The 16887-nt window shown below is 36.8% G+C and carries 19 protein-coding genes and 1 riboswitch; of the genes, 8 read left to right on the top strand and 11 right to left on the bottom strand.

All coding sequences use genetic code 11. The features are described 5' to 3' along the window. Positions 1-35: 35 nt before the first annotated feature. Entirely contained in the window at positions 36-512 is a 477-nt protein-coding gene (locus tag MKY90_RS20880) for a ribbon-helix-helix domain-containing protein (protein ID WP_002014948.1), read from the bottom strand. Positions 513-643: 131 nt separating this feature from the next. Between MKY90_RS20880 and MKY90_RS20885 the strand changes: the two genes are divergently transcribed. Continuing rightward, positions 644-1642 carry an alpha/beta fold hydrolase gene (locus MKY90_RS20885; RefSeq protein ID WP_002138220.1) on the top strand — a complete coding sequence of 333 codons (999 nt, stop codon included), beginning with the start codon at positions 644-646 and terminating at the stop codon, positions 1640-1642. 119 nt (positions 1643-1761) lie between these two features. Next, positions 1762-3081, top strand: coding sequence for a Na+/H+ antiporter family protein (locus MKY90_RS20890; RefSeq protein WP_002138221.1), 1320 nt, complete (start codon positions 1762-1764; stop codon positions 3079-3081). 25 nt (positions 3082-3106) lie between these two features. Here the strand turns inward: MKY90_RS20890 and MKY90_RS20895 are convergent, their stop codons facing one another. Both MKY90_RS20895 and MKY90_RS20900 read right to left on the bottom strand, forming a co-directional pair. Continuing rightward, the gene (locus tag MKY90_RS20895; protein WP_063218944.1) at positions 3107-4033 is read right to left on the bottom strand and encodes a LacI family DNA-binding transcriptional regulator; all 927 of its coding nucleotides are present in this window, start codon (positions 4031-4033) and stop codon (positions 3107-3109) included. A gap of 248 nt (positions 4034-4281) precedes the next feature. Beyond that, positions 4282-4776, bottom strand: a complete 495-nt coding sequence (locus MKY90_RS20900) for a GNAT family N-acetyltransferase (RefSeq protein WP_063218943.1) — start codon at positions 4774-4776, stop codon at positions 4282-4284. A gap of 82 nt (positions 4777-4858) precedes the next feature. On the opposite strand from MKY90_RS20900, the gene MKY90_RS20905 reads away from it, so the two are divergent. Beyond that, the gene (locus MKY90_RS20905) at positions 4859-5782 is read left to right on the top strand and encodes an alpha/beta hydrolase (RefSeq protein ID WP_002033868.1); all 924 of its coding nucleotides are present in this window, start codon (positions 4859-4861) and stop codon (positions 5780-5782) included. Positions 5783-5792: 10 nt separating this feature from the next. On the opposite strand, the gene MKY90_RS20910 is transcribed toward MKY90_RS20905, so the two are convergent. After that, the gene (locus MKY90_RS20910; protein ID WP_002014992.1) at positions 5793-6038 is read right to left on the bottom strand and encodes a DUF2552 family protein; all 246 of its coding nucleotides are present in this window, start codon (positions 6036-6038) and stop codon (positions 5793-5795) included. 139 nt (positions 6039-6177) lie between these two features. Here MKY90_RS20910 and MKY90_RS20915 point away from each other — a divergent pair, with 139 nt between their 5' ends. The 5 genes from MKY90_RS20915 to ribH all read left to right on the top strand — a co-directional run bounded on the left by MKY90_RS20915 (position 6178) and on the right by ribH (position 10452). Then, positions 6178-6384 (top strand): CDGSH iron-sulfur domain-containing protein, encoded by a 207-nt coding sequence (locus tag MKY90_RS20915; protein ID WP_001151582.1) that lies wholly within the window; start codon positions 6178-6180, stop codon positions 6382-6384. A 190-nt stretch (positions 6385-6574) separates the two neighbouring features. Then, a riboswitch (FMN riboswitch) is annotated at positions 6575-6718 on the top strand. Between the two features lie 309 nt (positions 6719-7027). Beyond that, positions 7028-8140: a bifunctional diaminohydroxyphosphoribosylaminopyrimidine deaminase/5-amino-6-(5-phosphoribosylamino)uracil reductase RibD gene (gene ribD, locus MKY90_RS20920; protein WP_063218942.1), complete on the top strand. Its 1113-nt coding sequence runs from the start codon at positions 7028-7030 to the stop codon at positions 8138-8140. Next, complete coding sequence (ribE, locus tag MKY90_RS20925; RefSeq protein WP_098167392.1) at positions 8122-8766, top strand: riboflavin synthase; 645 nt, start codon at positions 8122-8124, stop codon at positions 8764-8766. Before ribD ends, ribE begins: the two co-directional genes overlap by 19 nt. A 12-nt stretch (positions 8767-8778) precedes the next feature. Further along, positions 8779-9972: a bifunctional 3,4-dihydroxy-2-butanone 4-phosphate synthase/GTP cyclohydrolase II gene (gene ribBA, locus MKY90_RS20930; protein ID WP_002033864.1), complete on the top strand. Its 1194-nt coding sequence runs from the start codon at positions 8779-8781 to the stop codon at positions 9970-9972. An 18-nt stretch (positions 9973-9990) separates the two neighbouring features. Next, positions 9991-10452 carry a 6,7-dimethyl-8-ribityllumazine synthase gene (gene ribH, locus MKY90_RS20935; RefSeq protein ID WP_000230897.1) on the top strand — a complete coding sequence of 154 codons (462 nt, stop codon included), beginning with the start codon at positions 9991-9993 and terminating at the stop codon, positions 10450-10452. Between the two features lie 30 nt (positions 10453-10482). Here ribH and MKY90_RS20940 read toward each other — a convergent pair whose 3' ends face one another. From MKY90_RS20940 to bioA, 7 genes are all read right to left on the bottom strand, one after another. Then, positions 10483-10803, bottom strand: coding sequence for a hypothetical protein (locus MKY90_RS20940; protein ID WP_063218940.1), 321 nt, complete (start codon positions 10801-10803; stop codon positions 10483-10485). A 181-nt stretch (positions 10804-10984) separates the two neighbouring features. Then, positions 10985-11983, bottom strand: coding sequence for a biotin synthase (gene bioB / locus MKY90_RS20945; protein ID WP_002014986.1), 999 nt, complete (start codon positions 11981-11983; stop codon positions 10985-10987). Position 11984: 1 nt separating this feature from the next. Further along, positions 11985-12794 (bottom strand): malonyl-ACP O-methyltransferase BioC, encoded by an 810-nt coding sequence (bioC, locus tag MKY90_RS20950; RefSeq protein ID WP_063218939.1) that lies wholly within the window; start codon positions 12792-12794, stop codon positions 11985-11987. Beyond that, entirely contained in the window at positions 12760-13500 is a 741-nt protein-coding gene (locus tag MKY90_RS20955; RefSeq protein ID WP_341092453.1) for an alpha/beta fold hydrolase, read from the bottom strand. Before MKY90_RS20955 ends, bioC begins: the two co-directional genes overlap by 35 nt. Continuing rightward, positions 13497-14684, bottom strand: a complete 1188-nt coding sequence (gene bioF, locus MKY90_RS20960) for an 8-amino-7-oxononanoate synthase (protein ID WP_215599365.1) — start codon at positions 14682-14684, stop codon at positions 13497-13499. Before bioF ends, MKY90_RS20955 begins: the two co-directional genes overlap by 4 nt. Further along, the gene (gene bioD / locus MKY90_RS20965; RefSeq protein ID WP_098167388.1) at positions 14650-15378 is read right to left on the bottom strand and encodes a dethiobiotin synthase; all 729 of its coding nucleotides are present in this window, start codon (positions 15376-15378) and stop codon (positions 14650-14652) included. Before bioD ends, bioF begins: the two co-directional genes overlap by 35 nt. Next, complete coding sequence (bioA, locus tag MKY90_RS20970; RefSeq protein WP_061675806.1) at positions 15378-16811, bottom strand: adenosylmethionine--8-amino-7-oxononanoate transaminase; 1434 nt, start codon at positions 16809-16811, stop codon at positions 15378-15380. Before bioA ends, bioD begins: the two co-directional genes overlap by 1 nt. Positions 16812-16887 lie beyond the last annotated feature (76 nt).

Raw genomic sequence — 16887 nt, forward strand, 5'->3', positions numbered from 1 at the left:
TACACGCTCTTATATGGAACATAGTATCCTTTCTTTTATTTCTCTGGATACGTTTCATGATTAACATCATACCGTTGCAAAAACTCCTGTAGTGCTTCTTCTACAATTTTAGACTTTTGAATCCCTTTTGATTCCGATATAACATCTAGTCTTGCTAATACTTCTATATTAATCGAAAAGGTTCGTTTCTTTTTCTCTGTGCTCTTACTTATAATTTGAACACTTACTTCTTCTCTTTTTCTTAGCAATTCATAAATGCTTTGTAATTGTTCATAAATTAGTAATTGATAGTCTGTTTTTGCATATTGAAGGGCAGTAGCTTCTTGTATTTGCAAATGACGTGGCTCTTCACCATCACCTATAAAGATACGTTTTTTCTGCTCTCCATCATATTCATATCCAATCACCCTTAATTTCTTTGATAATGTATATGGGCTCATTTCAAGCCGTTTCGCTATAATAGCGATTGATTCGCGTCTATTTAAAGAATCAATAATTTCTCCAATCGTCACATTCTCCCTCCTCTCTTAATCGCCTAAACTTGAAATCAAACCAGTATGTTATGATACAATGATTTTCTAGTAGTATATGCAAAAGAAAGAGCCTGTGCGATTCATACCATTTAAGAAAAGGAGGTTTACATATGCTTTTTCGTAGCCATACCCCTCGGTTTTACAACGAAAAGAAGCAACTAATCCCTAACAGTATCGCTACGATAGAAAGCGTTATGATTAATGACCGGAAACAATCTCTCCTTATACGCGGCCAAAACGTGGATCAGCCTATTTTATTATGCTGTCACGGCGGTCCTGGTATGGCACAAATCGGCTTTATTCGCCATTTTCAAAAAGAGTTAGAAAAGCACTTTATCGTTATTAATTGGGATCAGCGAGGGGCAGGTAAATCCTTTTTATGGCGGGACATCCAAACAAATCTTACGATTGATCAATTTTTTTCAGATGCAAAAAAGGTTATTCAATATCTTCTCAAACGCTTTAATAAGCAAAAACTATTTCTCGCTGGTCATTCTTGGGGAAGTATTATCGGACTACAAATCGCTAATCAATGTCCCGAATATATAGAAGCATACATCGGCATCGGTCAAATCGTACATATGAAGCAAAATGAAGAATTACTATATCAACATTTAATTAGCTCTGCCAAAAAGCATGACCATAAAAAGGCATTAGCTTCTCTTTTAAAATTAGGGAAACCACCCTTTTTAGATACGAGACGCCTCATTATTCAAAGAAAGTGGCTTGGTACATTCGGAGGAGCAATCCAAAATGGATCTTCCTTTTCTTTCATACGAAAAGGCTTCTTTTCTCCTGAATATACGCTATTAGATTGGTTCAAATTTCTCGCAGGAAATTTAAAATCCGGAGTTTTATGGGAAGAGATGCTGACAATCGATTTCTTTTCATCTATTTCAAGTTTATCTGTTCCTGTTTATTTTTGTTCTGGTCGCTATGATTATCAAACTCCTTATGCACTCGTTCAACAATATTGCGATATCATTCAAGCTCCTATTAAAAAGATGATTTGGTTTCCAAACTCGGCACATTCTCCAGATTTAGAAGAGCCTGAGTTATTCGCTAAATCTTTACAATCAATTAAACAAGAACTATCTTTTCAACATTAATAACAAAAGGCGCTTTTACATTTCATAGAAAACATTTTATAATGATATGTCGCAAGTATATGTCACTACAAACACTTGCTTGCCTTAACAGAATAAAAATTAGGGAGATTACATTTATTATGAACGCTGTACTCATCGCAGTAGCAGTCATGCTACTGCTTAGTTTGTTACGTGTCCAAGTCATTGTCGCCATTATCGTTGGAGCTTTAACAGGCGGCCTTATCGGCGGACTCGGTATTTCAGAAACAATTAGTACTTTTACAGCCGGTCTTGGGAACAGTGCTCCTATCGCATTAAGCTACGCAATGCTCGGTGGATTTGCTATTTCCCTTTCAAAAACAGGACTTCCTGATGCAATGATCCAATCAGCTTTAAAATGGATCGGCAACGAACAAGACACGAAAAAACAAGTCTATTCTAAAATACTTATATTATTTATCATTTTAACAATGGCTTGTTTCTCACAAAATATTATCCCTGTTCATATCGCTTTCATCCCAATCTTAATTCCAGCACTTTTAAAAGTATTAAATGAGCTGAGGGTGGATCGTAGGCTTGTAACATGTCTTATTACATTTGGGTTAATTACCCCTTACATGTGGGTTCCAGCAGGGTTCGGAAAAATTTTTCATGACGTATTGCAAACAAATGCTGCGCAAAGCGGTCTTACATTTGATGTCGCACTTATTCCAAAAGCGATGACTATTCCAGCAATCGGTATGATTATCGGATTATGTGTAGCGGTTTTCATTACATACAGAAAACCACGTACATATGAAACAGAACAAATTCATGCTGCACAGAATGAAATCGTTCCCTATACGAAAAGAAGCATTACTTTGGGTTTATTATCAATACTCGCTACATTAACTGTGCAATTAGCAACAGAATCAATGATTTTTGGTGCTTTAGCAGGTATTATCGTCTTATCAGTTAGCGGTAGCCTCCCTCTTAAAGAAGCCGATGCTATTTTAACGAGTGGAATGCGTATGATGTCCTTTATCGGATTTGTTATGATTTCTGCCGCTGGATTTGGCGCTGTTCTTCGAAAAACTGGACATGTTGAATCTCTTGTGCAAACGAGTGCACATATAATCGGAAATAATAAACCGCTTGCTGCATTTCTTATGCTCATTATTGGACTTCTCGTTACGATGGGAATTGGCTCTTCCTTTTCAACCATCCCAATCTTAACAACAATTTTCGTACCGTTATGCGTCCAGCTCGGATTTAGTCCCATGGCTACAATCGCAATTATCGGTACAGCTGGTGCACTTGGTGATGCAGGTTCTCCAGCATCTGATAGTACACTTGGACCAACGTCTGGTTTAAATGCTGATGGTCAGCACCATCATATATGGGATACATGTGTCCCAACATTTCTACACTATAATATACCGTTACTTATATTCGGCTTTATTGCCGCAATTACACTATAAAAGGTGCGTTTTAAAAACGCACCTTTTACTTTGTTGTTTCTCTCTCAATGCACCTAAATTCTGTTTCCACTTCTTCTTGTCGCACTTGTTTCTTCTTTATTTTTCCTATTAACTGTTGAAAAGCTATTTCCCCATTTTCTTCGATATAACTTCCAATCGTCGTTAATGATGGACTTATCCATTCACCCTCTACACTCCCGTTAAATCCAATGATTTGTAACTTACCTGGTATATGAATATTAAGAGTTTTCGCCGCCCTGATTAGCTCAATAGCGACCTTATCACTTGAAGCTACAACCCCATCTATGTATGGATGCTTTTGTAACAATTCAAGAAACTGTTGATTCGTATACCCTTGTACAATTTCCTCTCGATAAGAAAGTCCTTCTTTCCAAGCAGTATCTAGAAATCCTGCCACATGCTCTTCCATTTCTTCACTCTCTACTCCCTCACCGATATAAGCAAGAAACTGGCAGCCTTTCTCTTTTAATAAAGAAACAGCTTTCTGTCCACTTTCATAATAGCTCATAAGAGATTGTCGTTCTTCAAGCACAGCGAAAGGAAGTGAGATGTCTCCTATACTTCGAAAAACAGATTTCGTCATTATAACGCCTGCAATGTTATTTTGCTCCAACATATCTATGTATCTATTCTTATTTTCTATATTACAAACTATTACTTGATACCCTTCTTTGTATGCTATTTCCTCAACGAAACGGAGCAAAGTGATGTATGATGGATTATGCAAATTATCTACAAGTAATGCAATCACCATTGAAGGCTGTTTAAATAAAGGCTTTGCTGTAGCATTCGGTCTATAATGTAATTCTTCAATTGCTTTTTTTACTTGTTTCACCGTATCTTCATGGACATATCCTTTTTCGTTAATGACTCTTGAAACGGTTGCGACTGAAACACCGGCCAATTTTGCAACATCACGTATAGTTGCCACATCGTCACCCCTTAATATGGTAATAGATTACAATTTTAAACTAAACCAAAATATAACATTCGTCAAGGTTATTGTTTTATATTTCTGAAAATTGTTACACAATTCCCACTCTACTCATAAAGTGAAACTTTAATCAGTGGGGGTTTTGTTCATCCCCCACTGATTATTAGTTGAACCAATCGGGCGTTTACGGGCAGTGGATCTCCCACCTAACTTCTTTGCTCCAACTGAATTTTGAGGTGGGAGTTTTACTGCCCGTTAATGCGGGAGAAAATATACTCCAGCTGAATTTCATGTGAAATCGCGATATTATCATAACCAATAAATGGAATTTCTTTCTTTATTTTTCGTGCTTCCTTTACCGCATCAATATACAAGTTCGTCATCATGAAGTTACGTTTTTGATAAAAACGAAGTGCGTTCATATTATCATTCGTCGTAATAAGCCACACTTTTTTACATTCGTTCTCTTTTGCCACTTGCAACACACAATCCACCAGTTTTGTACCAATCCCCTTCCCTTCCTCAAAACTATTTAACGATACAATTTCACACATGTTTTCTATCACTTTATATGTTATAATTCCCACTATTCTGTTATTTCTAAGTGCAATAAAACCAGGTAATTCTTCTAATTGATGTACTCTGCCTCGCGAGACCATCATTGAGCTTCCCCAATTTTCACACATAAAATCCTGAATTACTTCTTTCATTTCTGGTGTGATTTTTTGTATATGAACCATACACGATTTCTCCCCTTTTCACATCATTGTGATACAATGTTAGTGTATCACATGTAGAGGTATTTGGAGGATGAGGTAAAGTATGAAACGTTTTTTTACAGCATTGTTTACTATACTAGGTGCACTAACTGCGATTGGGATTTTCTTTACAAATAAAGTTATGTACTTGAAGAAAAAAACAGAGGAAGAAGTTTTAGAACGCGAAACGAAAAAGCATTTTCATTTGGACGATTTTAAGGCTATTCAAAAAGAAGAGGTTCACATCCCTTCTCAATTCGGATACGAACTTCACGGATATTACATGCCAGCTGGTCATTCCAATAAATTTATGATTTTTTGCCACGGTGTGACTGTAAATAAAATGAATTCCGTTAAATATGCAAACTTATTTTTAAATAGAGGATATAACGTATTTATTTATGATCATCGCCGTCATGGTAAAACCGGTGGTAAAACAACAAGTTATGGCTATTATGAAAAACATGATTTAAAGTCAGTAGTTGACTGGCTAAAGGATCGTTTCGGAACGAATATTACACTCGGAATTCATGGTGAATCTATGGGCGCTGCAACTCTTCTTCAATATGCAGGATTTGTAGAAGATGGTGCTGATTTTTATATTGCTGATTGTCCTTTCTCTGATTTTTATGGACAGTTACAACATCGTTTGAAAGTTGAGTTTCATTTGCCAAAATGGCCTTTATTACCTTTAGCAAATGCCTTTTTAAAAGTTCGTGATGGCTATACAATTCGTGAAGTTTCACCAATTGATTGTATAAAAAATATTAACAATCCGGTTCTCTTTATTCATAGTAAAGATGATGACTATATTTTATCTGATATGACGAAATCACTTTATGAAGCGAAAGAAAATAATAAACAGCTTTATATTGCAGAACATGGTGCACACGCTTGCTCTTATAATGAAAATAAAGAAGAGTACGAAGATGCCATCGATCAATTTTTAAACACATATGTAAAAGAAACAAAAAACAGGCTTGCATAAGCCTGTTTTTTTACTGCGCTAAAACGTCTGTAACTTGTTCCATATTTTCAGAAATCCACTTTACTGCCTCGTCTAGCGTTGGGAATTCCGTCGTTTGAAAAGTTACCTCATCTTGAAGTAACCAAACATCTTTCGGTTCTTGTCCTACACCTGCGATTGACCAATGAAGTAAACTATATGGATGATTATCATTCAAAAATGATGCCCATGTGCGCTCATTTGCAATATTTTGTAGTGTGTGTAATTTTTTATCCATCTTTCGTCACCTTACTCTAGTCAGTTATAAAAACTATTATAACACTCTCTTCTCTCTCAAACAAAGCGCTCTTTTTATATTGTCAAGTACTCTCCCTAATTATATGATGAGAGTAAGCGTTTGGAAAGGAGGGATAACGTTGGCAAAAGTACAAATTAAAGTGAATGATAATGGCTCTTTTCGCGTTACAGGGGACGTGGAATTAGTTGACTCACAAGGGAATGTATTCCCAGCAAAACCAGCATTTTCTTTATGTCGTTGTGGTTTATCAAAAAACATGCCTTATTGCGATGCTTCGCATAAAGGAAAATTCGAGTCTGTTGTTAGAGCACCAGAGGCAGAATAAATATTTAAAGAGCATGCACATTTATTTGTGTATGTTTTTTCTTTTGATCAAAGCCTATACAGCCCTTCCCCTTTCCACATTTCTATTACTTTCTTCCCCATTCAAATCGGTATATATTTTCAAACAATTCTTCACATTCGAATATTTTTTACTATGCTTTTTTCTTTTTTGTGCTATAATGTGAGCAAACAACATCCTTCGGGGTCGGGTGAAATTCCCAACCGGCGGTGATGAAGCGATAGCTTCTAAGTCCGTGACCCGTTTTCAACGCGAAAACGGTGGATCTAGTGAAACTCTAGGGCCGACAGTATAGTCTGGATGGGAGAAGGATATGTTTTCTAGTAATTTTATATAGCGAATACACTTTTATTTCAGTATGCATATTTTTAAAGTTTCATTTTGAATCTTTATATATGTTTTATTTTGTATAGTTATGTTTCTATACTGAAATAAAAAGATACGACTAGCGTTGAAAGAATTTGATATTTTGCTAGGTTTTTTCCTTATGCCAAAATATCAGTCATCGTTAGGTTTCTTTCCTATACTTTCGTATTCGAACTATATTTCTAGAAATCACGTCTCCCAAACCCCAAGGATATAAAATCCTTGGGTTTTTTTGATTTTTTCAGGAGAGGTGAAAAGAATGACAGATCAAGAATATATGAGGATTGCCTTGCAGTTAGCACAAGGAACATCGGGACAAACAAGCCCAAATCCTATGGTTGGTGCCGTTGTTGTTAAAGATGGAAAAATTGTTGGAATGGGTGCCCACATGCGTGCTGGTGAAGAACATGCTGAAGTTCATGCTCTTCACATGGCTGGTGAAAGAGCAAAAGACGCTACCGTTTATGTAACACTTGAACCGTGTAGCCATTTTGGAAAAACACCCCCTTGCTGTGAATTACTCATTGAAAAAGGAGTTCAGCGTGTTGTAATTGCTACTCTTGATTGCAATCCACTCGTTTCCGGCAATGGAAAAAGGAGATTAGAAGAAGTTGGAATCGAGGTAACTACTGGTGTTCTTGAGGCGGAAGCCACTTTATTAAATCGATACTTTTTTCACTATATGAAAACGAAACGTCCCTTTGTAACAATAAAAACAGCAATGAGCTTAGATGGAAAAACAGCAACTATAACCGGTGAAAGTAAGTGGATTACAGGCGAAGAAGCACGCGCTGACGTTCACCAATATCGTCATATACATGATGCTATTCTAGTCGGTGTGAATACAGTTCTAACTGATAATCCACACTTAACAACACGAATTCCAAACGGAGGTAAACATCCTATACGCGTTATTTTAGATACCCACTTACGAACGCCGCCATCTTCTTATGTCATAACAGATGGCTTAACTCCGACATGGATTATTGTCGGTAAGGATGTAAACAAAGAGAAAATAGCGTCTTATGAATCTAACAATATAGCTGTATTCCAAATGAAAACACAGCAAATTGAAATACAAGATGTCCTATCCCTGCTCGGTGAGAAACAAATTCTTTCTCTGTTCGTTGAAGGTGGTCAAACGGTGCATGCAAACTTCTTAAAAACAAATAGTTTTAATGAAATCGTGACCTATATAAGCCCGAAATTAATTGGTGGAAAAGATGCACCCACCTTATTTGGCGGAGCTGGTTTTTCGAAGTTACAAGATGCACTTTCCTTAACAATTCAAGAGATGAAACAAATCGGTAATGATATAAAAATTGTTGCAACCTTAAAAAGCGAGGTGACGGAATGTTTACAGGAATCGTAGAAGAGTTAGGAACGATATCAAGCATGACTCAAAGTGGTGAAGCAATGAAGCTAACTATTAGCGCAAAGCAAATTTTATCGGATGTCAAATTAGGTGATAGTATCGCAGTTAACGGCATTTGCTTAACAGTAACTACTTTTACGACTACTTCATTCACTGTCGACGCAATGCCTGAAACAATGAAAGCAACATCACTTCGTATGCTAAAGCCAAGTGCCAAGGTGAATTTAGAACGGGCGATGGCTGCAAGCGGACGATTCGGTGGACATTTCGTCACCGGACATATCGATGGCATCGGTACGATTTTAACTAAAAAACAACATTACAATGCCATCTATTACAAAATAGCAATTTCTGATGAATTACTACGCTATTGTTTGCATAAAGGATCCGTTGCTGTTGATGGCACTAGCTTAACAATATTTGATATAGACGAATCTTCAATTACAATTTCACTCATCCCCCACACAGTAAGCGAGTCTATAATCGGAGAAAAAAAAGCCGGGGACATCGTAAACATTGAGTGTGACATGATTGGAAAATATATTGAACGCTTTATCTCAAAGCCCGCAAAAAAAACTGGTTCAATGACCGAAAGCTTTTTACAAGAAAACGGATTTCTATAAGGAGGAAGCACAATGTTTCATCGTATTGAAGAAGCTCTAGAAGATTTAAAACAAGGAAAAGTTGTTATCGTATGTGATGATGAAAACCGAGAAAATGAAGGCGATTTTATTGCTTTAGCAGAGTACATTACACCAGAAACGATTAATTTTATGATTACACACGGTCGTGGTCTCGTTTGTGTACCCATTACGGAGGAGTACGCAGAACGTCTACAGTTAGAACCAATGGTATCTCATAATACAGATTCACATCACACTGCGTTTACAGTGAGCATTGATCATGTTTCTACAACAACAGGGATTAGTGCTCATGAACGTGCAACTACAATACAAGAATTGTTAAACCCTGCATCAAAAGGCTCTGATTTCAATCGCCCTGGACATATCTTTCCATTAATTGCGAAAGAAGGCGGTGTACTGCGCCGTGCTGGTCATACAGAAGCCGCTGTCGATTTAGCCAAACTTTGCGGAGCAGAACCAGCTGGAGTCATTTGCGAAATTATAAATGAGGACGGTACGATGGCACGTGTACCTGATTTACTAGAGTGCGCAAAACAATTTGATATAAAAATGATTACAATAGAAGATTTAATTGCTTATCGCCGCCATCACGAAACACTTGTGACAAGAGAAGTGGAAATTACATTACCTACAGATTTCGGTACTTTCCATGCAATTGGCTATTCTAACTCATTAGATATGAAAGAACATATCGCGCTCGTAAAAGGTGATATTTCAACAGGCGAACCTGTACTTGTACGCGTTCATTCAGAATGCTTAACAGGAGATGTATTTGGTTCGTGCCGCTGTGATTGCGGACCACAGCTACATGCTGCACTTGCTCAAATTGAGCGTGAAGGAAAAGGTGTTCTTCTCTATATGAGACAAGAAGGACGAGGCATTGGCCTTCTGAATAAGCTCCGCGCTTATAAGTTACAAGAAGAAGGGTTAGATACTGTAGAAGCAAATGAAAAACTTGGGTTCCCAGCTGATCTTCGTGATTACGGTATTGGCGCTCAAATTTTAAAAGATTTAGGCTTACAAAGTTTACGATTATTAACGAATAATCCACGAAAAATTGCTGGCTTACAAGGTTACGATTTAGAAGTAACCGAGCGTGTACCGTTACAAATGCCAACAAAAGAAGAAAATAAAACGTATTTACAAACAAAAGCAAGCAAATTAGGACATTTACTAAACTTATAATTAAGGGAGAGATACATTATGGTATTCGAAGGTCATTTAGTTGGTACAGGATTAAAAGTTGGGGTTGTTGTTGGACGTTTTAATGAATTTATTACAAGCAAGTTACTTGGCGGTGCTTTAGACGGATTAAAGCGTCACGGTGTAGAAGAAAATGATATTGATGTTGCATGGGTTCCTGGTGCATTCGAAATTCCTTTAATCGCTAAAAAGATGGCTAGTAGCGGAAAGTATGATGCTGTTATTACATTAGGTACAGTAATTCGCGGTGCTACAACGCATTATGATTACGTTTGTAATGAAGTAGCAAAAGGTGTTGCATCCTTATCACTACAAACAGACATCCCAGTTATTTTCGGTGTATTAACGACAGAAACGATCGAACAAGCGATTGAACGTGCGGGCACGAAAGCTGGTAATAAAGGCTATGAATCAGCAGTTGCTGCCATTGAAATGGCTCACTTATCAAAACAATGGGCATAAAAAAATAAAAAAGAGGCTGCGGCCTCTTTTTTATTTTTTTACTTTTTTCCGGACATCTTTTATTAATTCATCCATTGTTTTTCCTTCTGTTTGTATACGAAGTGTTTGTGCTGTTCTCCACACATTTTCTCTCTTTTCCGCTTCTTCTATAATAGAAATTTCCTTCCTCACTTCTTTTAAATCTTTTCCTTCTGTTTCAAGCCCAAAATGTTCAGCTTTCGTTCGAAAATGCTGTTCAATTCTTTGTTGCATTTCTTTTTGTTCAGGATTTTCAGCCGCCTTAACTGGATCAGCACTTATCGCTTTTATTAAAATCAGACAGGTCATAATAGTTAATATGTATTTGTACATGTAAAATCCTCCAACCCGATATAAATTACATTTTTACTATGTACAATTAGGGCTTGGAAAATTCGTCCACAAAATTATTTTTCTCGTCCAAAAGTGACTACTATCAAGCGTTAATGGACTTTTATTACATTTTATTTACAAAAAAAAGCAACCCCTTTAAAGAGTTTGCTTTTCATCTATCTTATAGCGCACATTCTTCAATCTCAAATCCTAAATCTTCAATCATACCCCAGTCCGCAGTCGGCTCTTGTCCAGCTGTTGTTAAATAGTCCCCGACAAAGATAGAGTTTGCTGCAAATAAACCAAGTGGCTGTACAGAACGTAAATTAAGTTCTCGACCACCTGAAATACGAATTTCTTTTGTTGGATTTACAAAACGCATCATCGCCAGCACTTTTAAACATTCTACAGGTGTTAATTCTTTTTGTCCTTCAAGCGGAGTACCCTTTACAGCAACCAGGAAATTACACGGAATAGAATCCGCATCTAAACGTTGTAATTCAAAGGCAATTTCAGCGCGCTGTTCAATCGTTTCTCCCATTCCGAAAATTGCCCCAGAGCATGGAGAAATACCGGCTTGCTTCGCTTTTTGGACTGTATCAACACGATCGTCATAAGTATGCGTTGAACAAATGCTATCATAATTGTTGGCATGCGTATTTAAATTGTGATTATAACGATGCACACCAGCTTCTGCTAACTGACCTGCTTGATCTTCATTTAAAAATCCTAAACAACAGCAAATTTTTAAATCTGTCGTTTCACGAATTTCCTTAACTGCTCCAATAACGTGATTTACTTCTTTATTCGTCGGACGACGACCAGATGCAACAATACAATATGTACCTGCTTTACGACGAATTGCTTCGTGCGCTCCTTCAACAATTTTCTCTTGTGTTAACCATGCATACTTATCAATCGGTGCTTCTGAAATAATAGACTGTGAACAATACCCGCAATCTTCAGGACATAATCCAGATTTCGTATTTATAATCATGTTCAACTTTACTTTCTTACCAAAATGATGATGGCGAATGATGTAAGCTGCATTCATAATTTCTAAAACCTCTGTATCATCAGCTTCTAATATTGCAATTGCATCTTCTTTCGTAATCATTTTCTCTTCTACTACGTCGTATGCAAGTTTTTTCCAATCCCTTTTTGTTTGTACTTGTTTCATTTCATCTCTTCCCCTCTTTTGTTATATACGTAAATAAAGCATGATATGTTGCCATTATCCCTTCTTTTCCCGTGAAGTCTCTTTCGTATATACGAAGCATCGTACGAAAGAGTGAAGGGCTTTGACAGTAAGACTCTTCATTACTATTGGTTGCCCCTACTTTTCGAATAGAATGTAGAAACTCCCTAACTTCTGTAAAGCTTTCTATGTAACACGTTTCAGAAACATGTACATTTCCTAATGGATTTTTGCATATATTCACTAACTGTTCTTTCGAAACGAATCGTTGTCCTATTGAAGTACAATTGTATATCCCCTTTTCTTTCTTAGCACGCTGAAAAGACGTATGCAATTCTTGAAAAGTCGTATTACCAAACGTGGAAAATAATAATATTCCTTCTTCAGACAAATAGTTAAATAAATTTTTCACTGTCTCTTTTAAATCATTAAGCCATTGAAATGTAGCATTTGAAATGATGACATCATATGGATTTTCTAATTTTAATTGTTCAATATCTTCACATCGAAACATCACATTTCCCAAACTTTTTCTAGTTTTCGCGACTGCAATCATCTCATCAGCAAAATCCACAGCTGTAATATGAGCTTTCGGAAATAAATTTGATAATTGCTCTGTTACATATCCTGTCCCGCATCCAAGTTCTAAAATACGTATCGATGAAGTTTCACTATATCGTTCCTTCAATGTAGAAAGTAACGAATGCGCCATCTTTTTTTGTACATTTGCATATTGATCGTAGGATACAGCCGCCCCGTTAAACCGTTTTTGCAGTAACGTTTTGTTGATCATGTCGTATCCCCTCTACAAATTGAATGATTTCGTTTGCGCAATATTCAAAATTTGTCACGCATAAAGCATGCCCAGCCTCGCTTACTACTTTTAACGTAGCATTCGTATTCTCTGTCATACTATGAGCTGCGGATAATGGACATATCACATCCTGTTCTCCATGAAGAAGTAACAAAGGGACTTTTACACTTGTTAATTCGTTTCTCATATCTGTTTCTATTAAATAATCTAAGGCTAATTTTAAAGACTGAATCGAGTCTCCTTTAAACTTCCGCGCAACCTCTTCAAAACTCGTATTTTCCCTCAGCTCACTTTTTGTAAACATATTTTCATAGAAACGCTTCAAAGTATCTTCTTTTTTTCTCGTTAAATTCTTTTTCATACGTTCTACATGCAAGGAATTCCATCCACTTGTATAGTCACTTGTATTGGTAAATTTAGCGGTACCACCAATTAGTACCATACCTTGGGCCTTAATCTTTTTATAAGCTTGTACTGCCGCTAACGCTCCTAGTGACCATCCAACTAAAATTACATTTTCATCCTGCGCTACATCTATTATTCGCCCCGCAAATTCACTTTGTTCTTTCACGTTACGCCAATCTATACATTGAACAGAATATCCTTTAAAATACGGCAGAACCAAAGTCCAAACACCTTCTTCCATTCCCCATCCTGGAATAAAAATAAGCTTTAGCTCTTTCATACTAAAAACCCCTCTTCTTTACCAATGCGTATAATATGCTGAATAGCCCATTTTAAATCGGCTATTGTATGTTGTGACGTAACTGCAAAACGGACTCGAGAACTACCAACCGGAACAGTCGGCGGACGAATTGCAATGGCTGCGATACCTACCTCTTGTAACCTTTCACTAAACCGTAAAGTATTTTCATTTGACCCAACTACAATCGGTACAATATGAGTTGAGCTATTCCCAATATCAAAACCAGCTTCTTGTAAATGCGTCCTGAAATATGCACCATTCTCTATAAGTCGCTCTCTTCTTTCGTTATCTTCTTTCACAATTTCAATTGCTTTTCGGATCGCCCCTAATGTTCCTGGTGGTAAAGCTGTAGTAAAAATCAAGCTTCTCATCATATTTTGTAAATACTCTATATAAATGGAATCACCCGTTAAATACGCACCATAACACCCTAAAGCCTTACTAAACGTCCCCATATGTATATCAATTTTTTGAGCGATATCTTTTTCTATATGAGATAGTCCAGCTCCACCGATTCCATATATTCCACTTGCGTGTGCTTCATCAACTATAATGATTGCCCCGTATTTCTCTTTCAGCTGAACTAAGCCTCTCAAATATGCAATATCTCCATCCATACTAAAAATCGTATCTGTTACGATTAATTTTCTCTTTTCTGGTGACGCTATTTGCAACATCTTTTCTAAATGATCCAAATCATTATGACGATATCTTTTATGCTCTGCTCCGCTTAATATAATTCCATCAACAATACTTGCGTGATTTAATTTATCACTAAAAACCATATCGTGACGACAGGTTAAAGCAGATATAGCACCTACATTTGCTGTATACCCACTATTTACAATTAATGCTCTTTCAGTACCTTTCCAGTTGCATATAATTTTCTCAACCTCTTCATACAATGGATAATTTCCTACAACGAGACGAGATGCTGTCGCTCCAGTTCCATATTTTCTCGTGCAGGCAATAGCAGCTTCTTTCAACCTTTCATCTCCAGCTAATCCTAAATAATTATTCGATGCTAAATTTAGCATCTTTTTCTTATTTCGAATAAGCCATGTCTCTTCCGCTTTCTCTGTTACATGTAAATTACGATACTGCCCTTGCTCCTTTAATTGTTCTACTTTAGATTGAAGATGCGTGCGCCACATTTGATTCATTTTGGATGAGCTCCTCTAATTTTGAAATCATAATATGCTCTTTTGCCGCCCCTAATAATTCTTCCTTTGTAAACTCTCCTTCAAGGAATGGTAATAACCCTAAAACCGGCACGCCACTTAACTCCTCAATCATTATTTTATTTTCTTGCACTCTTTCTTTTTCATATCCTTTACATCCAGATAAAATTACACCTGCTACTTTTAATCCATGTGCTTTTGCATAAGAAATTGTTAAAATAGTATGATTAACTGTCCCAAGCGTAGGACGCGCTACTACAATAAGAGGAAGCTGTAATTCTTTTGCAAAATCAATCACTAAAGCATCTTCTGTATATGGAACTGCAAGCCCACCAGCCCCTTCTACAAATAGGCTATTAAACTCTTTTAGTAGTTCATTATAGTGAGCAGTAATTTCTTTTAACGTTACTGTCCTTCCAGCTCTTTTCATGGCAAGTCTCGGAGCAAGTGGTTCTTCAATGGAATAAGGACAAATTTCATCTTCTTCTGTCGGTACACCCGATAATGCTTTTAATCTTGCTGCATCACCCTCAGGATTTGATGCAACATGTCCACTTTGCAACGGTTTATATACACCAACATTATGTCCACGCTCTCGAAATATACCTGCCAATGCTCCTGTCACTACCGTTTTGCCAACTTCTGTATCCGTTGCTGTTATAAAGAAACCACTCATTACTCTCCCTCCGTAACATCCGAGATTGCTTTATATAAAATGCGTAACATCTCATCAATCTCAGCCACCGTAGATGCAAGAGGAGGCATAAATACAATCGTATTACCGAGTGGTCGCAAAATCATGCCCAGCTCTCTTGAACGTTTACATACTTGAACGCCGACTCTTTCTGTCCATTCAAACGATTCTTTCATTTCCTTATTCTTCACAAGTTCAATACCAACCATTAGCCCACACTGACGAATATCTCCTACATGCTTATATTCATTAAGAGCTTCTAATTGTGCCGCTACATATTCTGCTTTATACGCAACATCTTCTATTAAATTAGTTTTTTCATATAGTTCTAAATTTGCAATTGCTACGGCACACCCTAACGGATTCCCTGTATAACTATGACCATGGAAAAACGTTTTTTGTTCTTCATAGCCTCCTAAAAAGGCATTATAAATTTCATCTGTCGTTACCGTAATTGCCACTGGTAAATAACCACCTGTTAAACCTTTTCCGGCTGTTAAAATGTCTGGCGTTACATCCTCGTGTTCACATGCAAACATTTTCCCGGTACGCCCAAATCCAGTCGCTACCTCATCTGTAATAAATAATACATTGTATTTTGTACATAAATCGCGAAGCCCTTTTAAGTATCCTTTTGGCATTGTAATCATCCCACCAGCACCTTGCATTAATGGCTCCACAATAATAGCTGCTACTTCTTCATGTTTTTCTTGTAGCATTTCTTCCATTTCTTCTAAATGTTTCTTTACAATTTGTTCCTTATTATCTCCATAAGGAGAACGATATGTATATGGATACGGCATTTTAATTGCCTCAAATAATAGTGAACTATACACTTGGTGAAACAAGTCTATTGCTCCTACTGAAACAGCACCTATCGTATCACCGTGATATGCTTCTTTTAATGTAACAAATCTTTGTTTTTTCGGTTTTCCTTTATGCTGCCAATATTGAAAGGCCATCTTAATTGCAATTTCAACGGCGCTAGAACCAGAGTCTGAATAGAATACTTTCTTCAAACCTTCTGGTACAACTTCAATTATTTTTTCTGCTAATAAAATAGATGGAACGTTAGCAAGTCCTAGCATAGTAGAATGAGCAATTTTATTTAATTGCTCGCGAATTGCCTCATCTAGTTCTGGTACTTGATGCCCATGAACATTTAACCAAATAGATGAAACACCGTCCCAATATTCATTTCCATTTACATCGTATAGCTTTCTTCCCTCTCCACGTTCAATAATGACAGGATCTTCTTCTAAATAATCTTTCATTTGTGTAAATGGGTGCCATACGTAATCTTTATTCTTCTTCGATAATTCTTCATATGTATAAAACGATTTTTCACTCGTGTTACTATTAACAGCCACAATTGTCACCCCTAATGTTAACTTATTTATAAATATAGTTAACATTAAAAACAAATGACTGTCAATTATTTTTAAATCAAATAGTTCTCAAAAAAGAACAACTTATCATACGATAAGTTGT

Source organism: Bacillus sp. FSL P2-0099 (assembly GCF_038007445.1).
Lineage (GTDB): Bacteria > Bacillota > Bacilli > Bacillales > Bacillaceae_G > Bacillus_A > Bacillus_A mycoides.

What these genes read in the sequence shown, in the direction of transcription:
- MKY90_RS20885 (WP_002138220.1), top strand. Translation starts at nt 644, where the DNA reads ATGCTTTTTCGTAGCCATACCCCTCGGTTTTACAACGAAAAGAAGCAA.
- MKY90_RS20890 (WP_002138221.1), top strand. Translation starts at nt 1,762, where the DNA reads ATGAACGCTGTACTCATCGCAGTAGCAGTCATGCTACTGCTTAGTTTG.
- MKY90_RS20900 (WP_063218943.1), bottom strand. Translation starts at nt 4,776, where the DNA reads ATGGTTCATATACAAAAAATCACACCAGAAATGAAAGAAGTAATTCAG.
- MKY90_RS20905 (WP_002033868.1), top strand. Translation starts at nt 4,859, where the DNA reads ATGAAACGTTTTTTTACAGCATTGTTTACTATACTAGGTGCACTAACT.
- MKY90_RS20910 (WP_002014992.1), bottom strand. Translation starts at nt 6,038, where the DNA reads ATGGATAAAAAATTACACACACTACAAAATATTGCAAATGAGCGCACA.
- ribD (WP_063218942.1), top strand. Translation starts at nt 7,028, where the DNA reads ATGACAGATCAAGAATATATGAGGATTGCCTTGCAGTTAGCACAAGGA.
- ribE (WP_098167392.1), top strand. Translation starts at nt 8,122, where the DNA reads ATGTTTACAGGAATCGTAGAAGAGTTAGGAACGATATCAAGCATGACT.
- ribBA (WP_002033864.1), top strand. Translation starts at nt 8,779, where the DNA reads ATGTTTCATCGTATTGAAGAAGCTCTAGAAGATTTAAAACAAGGAAAA.
- ribH (WP_000230897.1), top strand. Translation starts at nt 9,991, where the DNA reads ATGGTATTCGAAGGTCATTTAGTTGGTACAGGATTAAAAGTTGGGGTT.
- MKY90_RS20940 (WP_063218940.1), bottom strand. Translation starts at nt 10,803, where the DNA reads ATGTACAAATACATATTAACTATTATGACCTGTCTGATTTTAATAAAA.
- bioB (WP_002014986.1), bottom strand. Translation starts at nt 11,983, where the DNA reads ATGAAACAAGTACAAACAAAAAGGGATTGGAAAAAACTTGCATACGAC.
- bioC (WP_063218939.1), bottom strand. Translation starts at nt 12,794, where the DNA reads ATGATCAACAAAACGTTACTGCAAAAACGGTTTAACGGGGCGGCTGTA.
- MKY90_RS20955 (WP_341092453.1), bottom strand. Translation starts at nt 13,500, where the DNA reads ATGAAAGAGCTAAAGCTTATTTTTATTCCAGGATGGGGAATGGAAGAA.
- bioF (WP_215599365.1), bottom strand. Translation starts at nt 14,684, where the DNA reads ATGAATCAAATGTGGCGCACGCATCTTCAATCTAAAGTAGAACAATTA.
- bioD (WP_098167388.1), bottom strand. Translation starts at nt 15,378, where the DNA reads ATGAGTGGTTTCTTTATAACAGCAACGGATACAGAAGTTGGCAAAACG.
- bioA (WP_061675806.1), bottom strand. Translation starts at nt 16,811, where the DNA reads ATGTTAACTATATTTATAAATAAGTTAACATTAGGGGTGACAATTGTG.